Source organism: Collinsella aerofaciens, from assembly GCF_015561195.1.
Classification (GTDB): Bacteria; Actinomycetota; Coriobacteriia; order Coriobacteriales; family Coriobacteriaceae; genus Collinsella; species Collinsella aerofaciens_AC.
Window position 1 is genome coordinate 121,601 of record NZ_JADMSU010000006.1, and the last position, 13,866, is coordinate 135,466.

Here is a 13,866-nt window from a genome sequence, read left to right on the forward strand (position 1 = left end):
TTCTGGCACCTTGGGTGCCTAGAGACTGAACGAGCGTGGGAGACGCGCCGGGACCCACCCGGCGCGACCGCGCGCTAGATCAGGTCCTCCGCATCATCGAAGGCGTCGGTGTCGTGGACACCGCAGAAACGGGAGCCGGGACGGGCCTGGTTGCGGCACTGGATGCCGTCCTCGGACACGTACTCGCAGCGGCGGACGTCCTCGTCCTCCTCATCACCGATCAGGTCGGCGGCGGGCTCCTCGTGAACGGGAACGTTCTTGAGGATGTCGGCGGCAAGCGTCTCGGACTTGATGTCGATGTGCCAGCCGGTCAGGCGCGCGGCGAGGCGGGCGTTCTGGCCCTCCTTGCCGATGGCGAGGGACAGCTGGTCGTCGGGGACGATGACGCCGGCGTAGGCCTTCTCCTCGTCAATGAGGACGCGGGTGACCTTAGCGGGCGACAGGGCGTTGGCGACGTAGACGGCAGGATCGGCATCCCACAGGATGACGTCGACGCGCTCGCCACGGAGCTCGCCCACGACAGCGCGAACACGGCTGCCCTTGGGGCCGACGCAGGCGCCCACGGGATCCAGGCGGTCGTCGAGCGAGTGGACGGCAACCTTGGAACGCTGGCCGGGCTCGCGGGCGATCGACTTGATCTGGACGGTGCCCTCATAGATCTCGGGCACCTCCTGCTCAAACAGACGACGCATGAGCTCGGGGTGGGTACGGGAGATGACAATCGGCGGACGGCTGTGCTCGCCACGAACCGGCTGCAGGTTGGAGTTGGGGTCGCGAACGTCGATGATTACAGCCTTGATATGCTGGTTGTGCAGGTAGCGCTCACCCATCGGGCGCTCGTTGCGCTCGTTCTCGTAACGGCGCTGATCGAAGTGCGGCAGCTCGGCCTCGACGCCCTCACGAATCTTGACGATCGTGAAGTCGGGCGTGGACTGCAGCACGGTGCCGCTGATGAGGTCACCGATGCGGCCGGAGAACTCCTCGTAGATCTGCTCGCGGGCGGAGTTGCGCACGATGGCGTTGATCTCGGCCTTGGCGTGCTGGGCGGCGATGCGGCTCGTGTTCTTGGGGGTGACGTCGATCTCCTCGAACTCGGTGAAGTTGCCCTCCTCGTCCATGGAATCGTCGATCGGCTCCAAGCGGTAGACGTAGATCTTGCCGGTGGTGCGGTCGATGGTCACCTTAGCGCCCCACTCAAGATGCAGAATCTCGGCATAACTCTTGGCGAGCGACTGCTCCAGGCGGTCGATCAGGTAGAGCTGGTCGATGTGCTTCTCCTGGCAAAGCTCCATCAGGGCTGACATCATGTCGGATGCTGCCATCTTACTTTCCTTCCTTCGCGGGCTTGAAGTCGTAGGTGGGCTTCAACTTGCACTTTTTAACATCAGAGAAATCGAGGGTGACGGACTCGCCGTCCTCGAGCTCGAGGGTCACGTCGGTCTCGGTCGCAGCGGCAATCTTGCCGGCGTACTTGCGACGGCCCTCGGTAGCGGTGGAGGTGAGCTCACAGTTCTCGCCAACAAAACGGGCAAAGTCGCACGGGCGGCGCAGCGGGCGCGCCATGCCCGGGCTCGACACCTCAAGCGTATAGCTCGAAGAGATAGGATCGAGTTCCTCAATCACATCGCCGACCCACTTGGTGTTGGCCGTGACGTCGTTGAGAGACAGGCTCTGACCCTCGGCACCCTCGATACGCACGCGCACGCAGGGGGCCTTGGTGGCGCCCACGAGCTCGACGTCGACGATGTCGACATCGTGCTGGGGGGCGACGGCCTCGAGCGCGTCAATGATCGCCTGCTCGGTCTTGGTCTTGACCATTGCGGCACCTCCATCCATACAAAAAAGAAGCGGGGCCGAAACCCCACTTCTTTCAATTACAACTTCATTTGCAAGCAAACTATACCAATAGCTGCGGAAACGTGCAAGCACCGTACGAATCTGCAGGTCAGCGTGCGCACAGCTTCTCCACAAGAATAGGACAATTGGCCGAGGAACCCCATGCGGCGCACCCTCAACAGCCCCAAAACGGGCCATGCGTCCCAATCCAAAGGCCAGTTCGGACCCCAAGGGCATTCCTCCCCGAGCCCCTATCGATCAGACTTACGCTAAGGGACATTCTGTAACAAGCCGGCCAGCAAGTCGCGCAACGACGAACCTTTCCAAATCCTCTACGGCAAGGAGGCACCCATGAAACGTCTAGGCACCCCCTGCATGACTGCACTCGCCATCGCAGCGTGCTCGTTGGCCCTCTTGGGCTGCGGCAACGCGAATGGCAAAACCGGAACATGCGAACCGAACCCTGGCAGTACCAAAGCCATCGAGAAAACGACGCCATCGGAGAGCTTCGACAAAATAGACGAGGACATCATCGATCCCCAAGGTTTGGACCCCGACCCCCAAGAACAGTTCCCCATCGACCTTGAAGCAGACGAGAACGTCCATGTTACCTGCGTGGGCAAGGACACCGACGGCTACGGCGACGCTGCGCTCATCTTTACGGTGACCAACAACACCGGTGTCGACATGATGTTTGGCGATGTGGACTCCTATGCCTACGTCAACGGCATGGTCCGCGATGTGCGCATGCGCCAGCAGGTCGCAGCAGGCGAGGAAACGCGCGCCATGCTCACCTTTGTGGGCACCTTCGACGACCCGGACTTTGATGTGAACAACGACCTCAACGACATCTACCTCAACATCTGGATGTTCGAGGAGCAAACGGGCAACGTTTACTTTAGGGACCTGGTACACATCCCGTAGAAGACGGTGCGACGCACTGACTAAGCAGGTCATACAACACAAAAAGAGGGACGACCCAACCGGATCGCCCCTCGTCTTTTATGCGTCAGTTAAGCGCGCAGTGCTTACTTGACCACCAGGTTGACCAGCTTGCCGGGCACGCAGATGGCCTTGACGACCGTCTTGCCCTCGAGCCACTTGGCGACGGCGGCCTCGGCGGCAGCCTGCATATCCTCATTGGAGGCATTGCGGGCCACCTCGACGCGGCCGCGGACCTTACCGAGCACCTGGACCACGATCTGCACCGTGTCCTCAACGGACTCGGCCAGGTCGAACTCGGGCCAGGCGGCGGTGTAGGCGTTGCCCTCGCAGCCGAGCGCCTCGTGCCACAGCTCGTCGGCCCAGAACGGGCAGATGGGGGCAAGGACGCTCACGATATCCTTAGCCACGCCGTAGCACATCGCCTTGTCACGGGAAGCGCCCTCAGTAGCATTGAGGTAGGCACTCGCGGCATTGACGAGTTCCATGACGGCCGAGATGGCGGTGTTGAACTGGCCGCGATCGAAGTCCTCGGTGCACTTGGCGATGGTGCGGTGACGCTCGCGATAGAGCTTCATCGCAACCTCGTCGAGCGCGGACTTGTCGAAGGCCACGTTGGCGTCGCCGGACTGGACGAGCTGCCACACGATACGCCAGGCGCGCTTGATGAAGCGGTTGGCGCCCTCAACGGCCTTGGGATCCCAGTCGAAGTCCTTCTCGGGCGGGGCGATAAACAGGATCGCCAGACGCATGGTGTCGGCGCCGTAGGGCTCGATGACCGAGCTCGGGGGCACGACGTTGCCCTTGGACTTGGACATGGTGTCGCCATTCTCGTCCTTGACCATGCCCTGGCACAGCAGGTTGGTGAAGGGCTCGTCCACGCTCAACAGACCCAGGTCGCGCAGCGCCTTGGTAAAGAAGCGGCTGTAGAGCAGGTGCAGAATGGCATGCTCGATGCCGCCGATGTAGTTATCGACGGGCATCCAACGGTCGGCGGCCTCGCGGGAGAAGGGCAGCTCGGTGTTGTGCGGGTCGGTATAGCGCAGGTAATACCAGCTGGAGCAGGTGAAGGTGTCCATGGTATCGGTCTCGCGCTTGGCCGGGCGACCACAGACCGGGCAGGTGGTCTCGTAGAACTCCTTGCACTCGGCGAGGGTCTCGCCGGCGCCCAGGTCAAGATTCTCGGGCAGCGTGACCGGCAGCTGGTCCTCGGGCACGGGCACGATGCCGCAGTGCTCGCAGTGGATGGCCGGGATGGGGTTGCCCCAATAACGCTGGCGGGAAATGAGCCAGTCGCGCAGACGGAACTCGACCTTACGACGACCGCAGCCCATGGCCTCGAGGTCGGCCACGATTGCAGCCTCGCCCTCGGAGTGCTTGCCGCCGCGCATACCGGTGTACTTGCCGGACTGGACGAGCGTGCCCTCGGCAGCGTGGGCGCAATCCCAGTCGACGGTCTCGGCATGGAAGGTATCGATGGTCTCGCCGTTAGCCTCGACGGCTGCGCGGTCGTCATCGTCCAGGATGATCGGCACGATCGGCAGGTCGTACTTGCGGGCGAACTCAAAGTCGCGCTGGTCGCCGCAGGGAACGGCCATGACGGCGCCGGTGCCGTAGTCGGCAACAACGTAGTCGGCAACCCACACGGGGACCTTCTCGCCGTTGACCGGGTTCACCACGTAGCGGCCGGTAAAGGCACCGTGCTTCTCGAGGGTGCCCTGAGCACGCTCGACGGCGGAGATATGCTTGGAGTCCTCGACAATCTTGGTCACGGCCTCCTCGTACTCCGTGCCCTCGACGAGCTCGTGCAGACGAGCGTACTCGGGAGCCAGGACAAAGAAGGAGACACCGAAGAGCGTGTCGGCTCGCGTGGTGAAGACGGTGATCTTACCCTCGTCGCCCTCGATGGGCTCGCCATCCTTGTCGCACAGGGTAAAGTCGACCTCGGCGCCCTCGGAACGACCGATCCAGTTGGCCTGCATCTGCTTGACGCGCTCGGGCCAGCCGGGGAGCTTCTCCAGGTCATCGAGCAGCTCCTGAGAGTACTCGGTAATCTTGAAGTACCACTGCTCCAGGTCGCGCTTCTCGGGCTCGGTGCCGCAGCGCCAGCACTTGCCCTCGGTGACCTGCTCGTTGGCCAGAACGGTCTTGCAGGTGGGGCACCAGTTGACCGGGTTCTTCTTGCGGTAGACCAGGCCCTTTTCCCACAACTTCTCAAAGATCCACTGACCCCAACGGTAATAATCGGGGCTACAGGTCTTGACCATGCGATCCAGATCGTAGGAGAAGCCCATGCGCTTCATCGTGGCGAGCGCCTGGTCCATGTTCTTATACGTCCAGGCGGCAGCCTGCGTGTTGTGCTTGATGGCGGCATTCTCGGCCGGCAGGCCAAAGGCATCGAAGCCGATGGGGTGAAGCACGTCGTAGCCGCGCATACGGGCCTGACGGGCCATGGCATCGCCGATGGTGTAGTTGCGCGCGTGACCCATGTGCAGGTCGCCCGACGGATACGGGAACATCTCGAGCACGTACTTCTTGGGCTTGCTGGCGTCGGTGTCGACGGCAAAGAGGTTGGAGTCCGCCCAGGCCTTCATCCACTTGGACTCAATGGCCTGTGCGTCGTAGGCAGGGATCTCGTCCTTATGATCTGTGCAATCGCACATATCAGCTCCTTTGTTAGCTGGGTTGGGGCGGGGCGTTCTTACCTTTACTCGCTGCTGCGGACAGTCCTGCTCGCACGAAGAGCACATTAAGTGCTCTTCGGCTCGTGCGGAACTTGCAGTGAGCAAAGGTAAGAACGCCCCGCCACATCGTTAACTCGCATGATGATAGCAAATACGACAAGCGAGATGCCTGCGACTTGCAGGCATCTCGCTTTATCTAAATAACGTGGTTGTGAATCAACCACTAATTGTTACCCGCCCAAGCATGGTCGGCTTTTCCAAGTGCCGCAGATTGCCGTGAAAGAGGAGCGACGCGTACTTTGGTACGCGAGCGACGGTTTGAACGGCAAGGTGCGGTGCTTGGGAAAACCGCTTAGCGGTAGCTGACGCTCTGCTGGGAATCCTTGACGACTACGTCGTGGGCTCCGCCTTCGACGATCGATGTCGAGCTGACCAGAGTCAGGCGTGCCTTTTCCTGGAGCTCGGGGATCGAGAGGGCACCGCAGTTGCACATCGTGGACTTGACCTTGTAGAGCGTGCCGCCCACGCCGTCCTTGAGGGAGCCGGCGTAGGGAACGTAGGAGTCGACGCCCTCGACGAAGCTGAGCTTCGCGGCGCCGCCCAGGTCGTAGCGCTGCCAGTTGCGGGCACGCGCAGAACCCTCGCCCCAGTACTCCTTCATGTACTGGCCGTTGACGTTGACGCGCTCGGTCGGGCTCTCATCGAAGCGGGCGAAATAACGGCCCAGCATCATAAAGTCGGCACCCATAGCAAGGGCGAGCGTCATGTGGTAGTCGTATACGATACCGCCGTCGGAGCACACGGGCACGTAGACGCCGGTCTCCTCGTAGTACTCGTCACGGGCGCGGCAGACGTCGATCAGCGCGGTGGCCTGGCCACGACCGATACCCTTGGTCTCGCGAGTGATGCAGATGGAACCGCCGCCGATACCGACCTTGATGAAGTCGGCACCGCAGTCGGCCAAGAAGCGGAAGCCCTCGGCGTCGACAACGTTACCGGCACCGACCTTGACGTCCTCGCCGTAGTTGGCGCGGATCCACTCGATGGTGCGCTTCTGCCACTCGCTGAAGCCCTCGGAAGAGTCGATACACAGGACATCGGCGCCAGCCTCGATGAGCAGCGGCACGCGCTCGGCATAGTCGCGGGTATTGATACCGGCGCCGACCATATAGCGCTTGTCGTTATCGAGCAGCTCGTTTGGGTTGGTCTTGTGGCTGTCGTAGTCCTTGCGGAAGACGATGCCCATGAGGTGATCGTTGTCGTCAACGATGGGCAGAGCGTTGAGCTTGTTGTCCCAGATGACGTCGTTGGCAACCTTGAGGCTGATGTTCTTGTCGCCCACGATAAGCTGCTCACGCGGGGTCATGAACTCGGAGACCTTCTTCTGGTGATCATCGCGGCTGGGGCGATAGTCACGGCTGGTGACGATGCCCAGGAGCTTGCCCTTGGGGGTGCCATCGTCGGTGACCGGCATGGTGGAGTGACCGGTCTTCTCCTTGAGCTCGATGACCTGTTCCATGGTCATGTCGGGGGTCAGCGTGGAATCGGACTGAACAAAGCCGGCCTTGTGATCCTTGACGGCCTTGACCATGGCGGCCTCGGACTCGGGGGTCTGAGAACCGTAGATGAAGGACAGGCCACCCTCGGTAGCGAGCGCGACACCCATGTCGACGCCCGAGACGGACTGCATGATGGCGGAAACCATGGGGATGTTCAGGGTGATTGCCGGCTTCTCACCGCGCTTAAAGCGGGTTAGCGGCGTCTTAAGAGAGACGTTGTTGGGGATGCACTGCGAGGACGAGTAGCCAGGGACCAGCAGATACTCCGAAAACGTGTGGGACTCACCGGGAAAGAACGTAGCCATGTTTCTCCTTTTTCCATGCGACCGGTCGGCTGCAGGCCTCGTAGGACCCAGCCCAACCTTGGGCGCCCAATACTGGGCAAGTATCTTAACGCACTTTGACTGCTACAATGCATGATTTAAGAAGAGCACACGAGGGTTTGACGCAGGCTTTGCGTTTGCCCAGCAAACACTTTAGCGGAGAGACGTGGAGCACATGGAGTACAAGACGACGGCAAAGTTGGTCATTCAAGCGTGCGACAAAGACCTGCCGGGCGTGTTTGGCCACGGCTGTGTCTTGCTGCTGCAAGGTATTGCCCGAGAGCATTCGCTCAACCGTGCCGCCAAGAGCATGGGCATGGCGTATTCCAAGGCCTGGCGCATCGTGAACGAGGCCGAAGGCCAGCTGGGCTGCAAGCTCATCGAGCGCGACGGAGCCCGCGGATCATCGCTCACCCCCGCCGGCGAGCGCGCCATAGCGGTCTACGAGGAGCTGCAGGCCGACATCAACCAGGCCATAGCCGCCAAAGCCGACGTCCTCATCGCCAGCATCAATGCAGGGTAGTCCTTTTAGGCGGTTTTTAGCCCACAGCGCCCTCGGGTTGAGACTCGCGTCACAAAACGGGCCCATCTACTACGTTTAGTTGAATACCCACGACCATACCGGACATTATGAAAATAAAACCGCTGGTAAACAGCTTGGTAATTTTCAAAATAGGCGAGTGTGGTCGAACCCTATTGCTTAAACGTAGTAAATAGGCCGTTTTCGTGACACAGACCCCGATTAGCTACTTGCGAAGGGCGTTATCGAGAGTGGCAGCCACCTGCAGGGGATCGTCGGTACCGGCGAAGAGGCGGACGGTGCTCCCCTGCTTGCCGCGTGGAGCCGAAAGGCGCGTCGTTGCGCCGCCGGCGGGCGATGTGCGAAACTCCCCCGGCAAAGCATCGAAGAGATCACCCGCGCTACGCTCGATAAGGTCAAACTCAACTGCGGGGCCAAAGCCGTGCTCGAGGATTCCCGTTGCAACCGCATGGTCGGGATGCGAGCTCAGTCCGGGATAGCACACGTTGCGCACCACCTCATTGGCAGCCAAATACTCGGCCAGTGCACGTGCGCGGTCAAAGTGCGCCTGCATGCGAGCGTCGAGCGAGGAAAGCCCACACTCCAGCACGTCGGCCTCCTCGGTAGAAAGGTCGAGCGCCGACGCACCGCAGCCCGCAAACAACGCGTGCGCGCATTCAGCCGCGGCATCCACGCGATGGCGCTTGAGCTGCGAGCGCGCCAACGAAGCGGCAACCAGCTTGCGCGGAGCCTTACCGGCGCATACGCGATCGAGCGCCTCGAGCGACAGCGCAGCGCCCAGCCGCAACGGATCGCAGCCAAAGACGCATGCCACGGTGTTGTCCACAACCAGCAGCGCATGGGCCTCACGCGCCGCCCGACCCAGCGTACGCAGATCGGGCACACGCAGACCAAACCCGCCAATAGAGTTGACGAACCACCACAGGTGAGGCCCCTCGACCTCAAACGAAACATCAAAGCCCTCGGATGCAGCAGCAAACGCCGCAACCGACGGCTCCCCCACGAGCACAACGTCGCAGGCATCAAAGCCGCGAGCAAACGCATCGGCAAAGTCGTCCGCAAAGGCCACCAGGCGATCGCCGGGCCGCACGATCCCCAGCAGCGACAGTGCCGCCGGCACATGCGAGGCCGCAACAAGACGCGCCTCACGCGCACCAGCCCTTATAGCCCAGGCCTCTTCTAGCTGTTGCACGTCCACGCGACACCACCCCTTAAAAAAATTGAACCAAACTAACCGTGGTATTCGCCGTTGTACTGGATGAGCGTCAGGTCCTCAACGCCGTCGAGCGCGCGAATCGCATCGGCGTAGGGCATATCCACACCGTCCGAGAACACCTCGACGGCCATCTCGACCTTGTCACCGCGCATCGTCTTGGACTTGACGGAAAACTTGGTGCGCCCAAATGCACGCACGATATCATCGCCGGTGGTCTGCCCCGTGTAGTGGATGACCATCATGTACACGCGCGCCTTGTCCTGGTGGCTCGCAAAGCCGGCAATCATCACCACGATCACCACCGCCGTGAGCCCCACGAGCGCATACATACCGGCTCCCGCTGTAATGCCCGTGGTAATGGACCAAAACAGATACAGCAGGTCGAGCGGGTCCTTGACCGCCGTACGGTAGCGGACGATAGACAGAGCACCGACCATACCAAGCGAGATGACCACGTTTGTCGAGATCGCGAGCGTGACCATGCAGGTGAGCACGCACATGCCCACGAGCGTTACGGCAAAACTGCGCGAATACACCACGCCGGTAAAAAAGCGCTTGTACACGTAATAGATCAGGATGCCCATGGCGAGCGCCACGAGCAGCGACAGGCCGATCTTGGCAGGGTCGACCTGACCAAACGCCTCCAAGACGGAGTTCTTAAAAAAGTCCCTGGTGCTCATGGTCTAAATATCCCCTCGGTTCTCAAAATCCGATTCCCAGTAATTAAATCCGCGCAGGTAGGCGGTCTTTTCGTAACACAGGCAGTACTTGGAGACCGCCGTAAGCTCGGCCGCACCTGGCGGCACCATATCGCGCACCAGCTGCGGGCAAAACTCGGTAAACTTGACCTCCATCACCAGCTTGCCGGGCTCCAACACGGACAACGCGGGCAACGTCGCGTCAAAGATGTCAAAGCTCCCCACCGCCGCACGCACGTCGCTATCAAAGGTAATGCGCACGGTGCCCTCGTCCATCACCCACGGCTCGCGCTCGTAGTCCACGATGGTCCGCGGGCGCATCATATTACAGATGCACTCGATGTAGAACTCGCGACAGACCGGATAGGGGCTCCTCAGCAAAAAGTCGTAGTCGCCAGCCAGAATCTGCTCAAACTCGCCACGCGTGAGCGACGCGTCCTCCTTGTAGATCCAGCTGCCGTACTTCTTCTTGCGCTCGAGCTTAATCACCTTGTCGCTGCCGTTATAAATGCGCACGCGATACTTTTTGCGCATGAGAATACCGGCGTCTTTTTCCTCGTAGGCCGAGTTGCAGTAGTCGTCAAAGTACAGGCTGCGAATGGTGTAGCCACCCGCCCGCGCATGCTTGTCCAGCTTAAACACCGGCGCCATGCGGCAGGCAAGCGCGGCGTGCTCGCCCTCGTTAATGAGATATTTGAGCTCGTGGCGATAGCGCTCCTGCGTGGCGCGCACAGGCGGAGCCGCTAAGCGCTCAAGCAGCGCGCTAGCCCTCCTCATACGTGTCCTCCACGACCTTACCGCCGTCTTGCACGTAAAAACACTTCATGCCGTAGTGCTTGCCGTCGTCGGTCACATAGTAGTCAAACGCATCTTGTATATAGCCGTCTGAGTTGGTGGCGCGCACGCGCACAAAATACTGGCCGGTTTCGGGCGCATCGCAGGTCACCTCGGGCAGTAGCACGTCCTCGGCCTTAAAAAACACGTCCTTGATGGCATAGTCGCGCGCCAGCTCCACGGTATAGCGAATGTCGCGCGCCTCAAAGTCGTAGGACGCATCCCAGTTAATGCGCAGCTTACCGTTATCGATCTGCGGCACGCCAATGTAGAACGGCATGGGCTTTTTATAGCTCTCGCGAAAGCTCTTATAGTTCTCCTCGATCTCGGAGGGAATCGCCGCGGCAATCTGCTCGTATTCGTCCTTGGTGACAGGCAGGTTGTCGATATCGGGCAAAGCAAAGACCAGCGATTCGGTAACCTCACGATAATGTTTAATCATCTTGGCCAGGCGTGCCTCGGTCATATACGAGCGCAGGTCCTTTACGGCGCGGTCGAGCTCACTGCGGAACGATTTACTGCGCAGCGCACGATTGAATAGCACGTTGCCCCAGTAGTTGCTTACGCCGCGCTCCCAGCTCGCATAGTCCGAGAACCCGGCAAGAGAAAGCTCCAGCTTGCGCAGCATACCGTCGTTGTCCCAATCGAGGATGTACCACGTATTGGAGTTGAGCGGGCTATACAGATAGCAGTTACGGTTCTGCGTATCGCAGTTGCCCGTCAGAATCTGAAACCCCAGCCAATAGACCAGGTTCTCGGTATCAAAGTAGGTGTCGAGCACGTCATCGATCTTTTGCGATTCGTCGTTGAGCGAATCGAGCATCTCGATGAGCTTGGTGTGGTCCGAATCGCCCTTAATCTCGAGCATGCCCTCAAAGCTCGCCTGGTTGTAGTCGGGATCGTCGGCAAGCTTAATGGTGTCCTCGTAGCGATGGAAATCAAAGCTGTTCACCTTGTACAGGCGCCCGCTCTTATCCAGGCCATGTGCCTTAAGCGCCGTCTTGTTGAGCTGCTCCACCTGCGTAAACAGGCCGTAGTCCTCAAAGGTATCGTTGGACTTTTCGGTCTGGTCACACACCCACAGATGCACGAACTGCGTGCGCAGGCCCATCATCTGGGGAATCCCACGGATAAGGTCGTAGGCCATCTTGTTGCGAAAACGCATACCCTCGCCCATGTGCTTGTTGAGCGCAATCGCGCGCTGTTGGCGCCAGGTACCCTTGCCCTTTTTGAGCTCCACCTTGTAATTCTTTTGCGTGTAGGAGCTCGATGTCTGGCCGCGCACCTGCACGGTGGCATTGGGCGCTTCCTCGCCATAGCCAACCTCGCCGGCCACCGGGCCGTCTTCGTCGCCCGCCTGCAGCAGGCCCATAACCTGATAGCGCGTCACGCCCATGTCGGCATAGTCATACACCGAGTACGTGTTGATCTCGGCCCAGCTATGGTCCGTGTTCTCGGAGCTGTTGCCGCGCGAGACCGTCAGGTACATGGTCACAATGTCCGAGTCGTCGTAGACCTCGTACAGCTCATCTTTATCGCGCAAATGCTTGGACTGGTCGGAGGCCTCGGCCTTTTTAATCTTGTCCTGCTTTTTTACCTTATTTGTCGAGGATTCGTCCTGAGATGAGCAGCCCGAAAGCAGCAGCGCGCCGGCAGCCGCCTCGATCAGACAGCGGCGAGACATCAACTTATCGATCATCAGAACCTCCCCAATGGTTACGGTACACGTGAACTACTGCGCGCTCAAACGCGCTGTGCGGCACGCCCTTGCGGCGGCACTCCTCATAGCGTTGCTCGGCACGGTCGAGCAAGCGGCCCAGCTGTGTAAAACGACCCGTTTTGTCGGTCGCCACAATGGGCTGCTGACTCAGGATACGATACGGTAAGTTGGCGGTATAGGTATCGAGCCGCAGCAGCGCCACGATAAAAAACACCACCGCACCCAACAAAAAGCCAAAGCCGTAAAACTGCTGCGGCAAAAGCAACGACACGGCGGTCGCCAGCCCTGCCACACCGGCAAACAGGCCCGAGGCCAGAACGGCTCCCTTGTAGTCGGTAAAGTACAGCAAGATAAGCAGGATCGTGTTGCCCACGGCATACAGGCCGTAGCCTACGCATAACGTGCGAAAATACCCGTGCATAAGATTGTTAAAGCCCAGCGGCAGGGCCGAGAGCACTGTAGTCTCGAGCGAGATGACCGCCGCGGTCACAAACAGCTGCTTGAGCGCGCAAAAGCGCAGTTCGCTGTTGAGCGTGGAGAGCATCTCCTCCTCGGCCACCACAATATCGCCCACCACGCCGCCGTCGTTGAACAGGCTGTAGTAGTCACGGTAGCGCGGATAGAAATTGACCTCGACCGACACCACAAAGTTGACGGTCGTGACGAGTGTGGTCAAAAACGCAATGAGTGCCGGAACGTCATGGTAAGGAGCCCCGTAAAACAGGCCTTTGATCTGCACGCCAATAGGGCCCGCCCAGATAATAACCAGGTGTACGAAAAGCCCCAAGTTGGTAAACAGCCCCGTAAGCGCAAGCGGCATAAATTGGTCGAGCCAGCGCAAAAAACGCCAGGGACTCCGATCACTCTGTGGAAAATACCGGTACAGCAGTACCACATCCCAGGCAAGCATGACGCCGTAGCCTAGGGCGATTGACGCCAACAGGCCCTCGACCGGCGGCAGTCCCAACGTCAGCGCTGCCAGGGCGCACAGGCACGCCACGCCAATGGCGGCCGCAAAGCTGCACAGGATACCGCGATAATCTTTGATGGCCGTGAGATAGCTCATGCCGTTCCAGTTGACGATCATGATGTTGAAGAGCCACAGGCACAGCAGCCCCTGCAGCAGCGTGGCGCCCGAGAACAGCAAAAAGACGCCGTAGAGCACCGTGCCCGCAACGAGCATGATGGCATTAGATCCCCAAAACGAAGGCAGGATCTCATCCTCGCGCTCGGCAAAGAGCATGTCGGCCAAAAAGCGCGTGACCGGCATGGAGAAAAAGCTTGTGAGCGTGAGCGATGCCAGCAGCGTATAGGTCACCATGCACACCAGCAGATCCTGGTTGGCGCGGCCCACACCCCACAGACCGCACAGCACCAAGATACCCACCTGGAGCAGCACGCCAAGCAGCATGGGGCCCGTGCACACAATGCCGGCGTAGCCATAGGCGCGCATCGTGGCAAACAGACCCTTGCGCCTAAACAGGCGTTTGAGCTCAAAACCGATTCCGGCCAC

At 60.2% G+C, this 13,866-nt stretch carries 11 protein-coding genes; 2 read left to right on the top strand and 9 right to left on the bottom strand.

Annotated elements, in window-relative coordinates:
• Positions 1-74 precede the first annotated feature (74 nt).
• Positions 75-1,322, bottom strand: a complete 1,248-nt coding sequence (gene nusA, locus I2H81_RS07215) for a transcription termination factor NusA (protein WP_006234042.1) — start codon at positions 1,320-1,322, stop codon at positions 75-77.
• Position 1,323: 1 nt separating this feature from the next.
• Entirely contained in the window at positions 1,324-1,818 is a 495-nt protein-coding gene (locus I2H81_RS07220) for a ribosome maturation factor RimP (RefSeq protein WP_117629483.1), read from the bottom strand.
• 369 nt (positions 1,819-2,187) lie between these two features.
• On the opposite strand from I2H81_RS07220, the gene I2H81_RS07225 reads away from it, so the two are divergent.
• Entirely contained in the window at positions 2,188-2,760 is a 573-nt protein-coding gene (locus I2H81_RS07225; RefSeq protein ID WP_195645060.1) for a hypothetical protein, read from the top strand.
• 104 nt (positions 2,761-2,864) lie between these two features.
• Here the strand turns inward: I2H81_RS07225 and leuS are convergent, their stop codons facing one another.
• Both leuS and I2H81_RS07235 read right to left on the bottom strand, forming a co-directional pair.
• The gene (leuS, locus tag I2H81_RS07230) at positions 2,865-5,441 is read right to left on the bottom strand and encodes a leucine--tRNA ligase (RefSeq protein WP_195645061.1); all 2,577 of its coding nucleotides are present in this window, start codon (positions 5,439-5,441) and stop codon (positions 2,865-2,867) included.
• A 373-nt stretch (positions 5,442-5,814) separates the two neighbouring features.
• Positions 5,815-7,326 carry an IMP dehydrogenase gene (locus I2H81_RS07235; protein WP_089571691.1) on the bottom strand — a complete coding sequence of 504 codons (1,512 nt, stop codon included), beginning with the start codon at positions 7,324-7,326 and terminating at the stop codon, positions 5,815-5,817.
• Between the two features lie 193 nt (positions 7,327-7,519).
• Between I2H81_RS07235 and I2H81_RS07240 the strand changes: the two genes are divergently transcribed.
• Positions 7,520-7,867, top strand: coding sequence for a winged helix-turn-helix domain-containing protein (locus I2H81_RS07240; protein WP_195645062.1), 348 nt, complete (start codon positions 7,520-7,522; stop codon positions 7,865-7,867).
• 223 nt (positions 7,868-8,090) lie between these two features.
• Here the strand turns inward: I2H81_RS07240 and I2H81_RS07245 are convergent, their stop codons facing one another.
• The 5 genes from I2H81_RS07245 to pelG are packed head-to-tail and all read right to left on the bottom strand — an operon-like array spanning position 8,091 to position 13,866.
• Positions 8,091-9,083 (bottom strand): PLP-dependent transferase, encoded by a 993-nt coding sequence (locus I2H81_RS07245; RefSeq protein ID WP_195645063.1) that lies wholly within the window; start codon positions 9,081-9,083, stop codon positions 8,091-8,093.
• Between the two features lie 32 nt (positions 9,084-9,115).
• A complete protein-coding gene (locus I2H81_RS07250) occupies positions 9,116-9,781 on the bottom strand; it encodes a DUF4956 domain-containing protein (protein WP_128620598.1) in 666 nt (221 codons plus the stop codon).
• Positions 9,782-9,784: 3 nt separating this feature from the next.
• The gene (locus I2H81_RS07255) at positions 9,785-10,576 is read right to left on the bottom strand and encodes a polyphosphate polymerase domain-containing protein (protein WP_195645064.1); all 792 of its coding nucleotides are present in this window, start codon (positions 10,574-10,576) and stop codon (positions 9,785-9,787) included.
• Complete coding sequence (locus I2H81_RS07260) at positions 10,563-12,332, bottom strand: CotH kinase family protein (protein ID WP_195645065.1); 1,770 nt, start codon at positions 12,330-12,332, stop codon at positions 10,563-10,565. Before I2H81_RS07260 ends, I2H81_RS07255 begins: the two co-directional genes overlap by 14 nt.
• On the bottom strand, positions 12,322-13,866 hold the full coding sequence (pelG, locus tag I2H81_RS07265) for an exopolysaccharide Pel transporter PelG (protein ID WP_195645066.1): 1,545 nt from the start codon (positions 13,864-13,866) through the stop codon (positions 12,322-12,324). The genes I2H81_RS07260 and pelG overlap by 11 nt, the downstream gene beginning before the upstream one ends.

Bases quoted from the DNA above. Each gene is read 5' to 3' on its own strand.
- nusA (WP_006234042.1), bottom strand. From the start codon at position 1,322: ATGGCAGCATCCGACATGATGTCAGCCCTGATGGAGCTTTGCCAGGAG.
- I2H81_RS07220 (WP_117629483.1), bottom strand. From the start codon at position 1,818: ATGGTCAAGACCAAGACCGAGCAGGCGATCATTGACGCGCTCGAGGCC.
- I2H81_RS07225 (WP_195645060.1), top strand. From the start codon at position 2,188: ATGAAACGTCTAGGCACCCCCTGCATGACTGCACTCGCCATCGCAGCG.
- leuS (WP_195645061.1), bottom strand. From the start codon at position 5,441: ATGTGCGATTGCACAGATCATAAGGACGAGATCCCTGCCTACGACGCA.
- I2H81_RS07235 (WP_089571691.1), bottom strand. From the start codon at position 7,326: ATGGCTACGTTCTTTCCCGGTGAGTCCCACACGTTTTCGGAGTATCTG.
- I2H81_RS07240 (WP_195645062.1), top strand. From the start codon at position 7,520: ATGGAGTACAAGACGACGGCAAAGTTGGTCATTCAAGCGTGCGACAAA.
- I2H81_RS07250 (WP_128620598.1), bottom strand. From the start codon at position 9,781: ATGAGCACCAGGGACTTTTTTAAGAACTCCGTCTTGGAGGCGTTTGGT.
- I2H81_RS07255 (WP_195645064.1), bottom strand. From the start codon at position 10,576: ATGAGGAGGGCTAGCGCGCTGCTTGAGCGCTTAGCGGCTCCGCCTGTG.
- I2H81_RS07260 (WP_195645065.1), bottom strand. From the start codon at position 12,332: ATGATCGATAAGTTGATGTCTCGCCGCTGTCTGATCGAGGCGGCTGCC.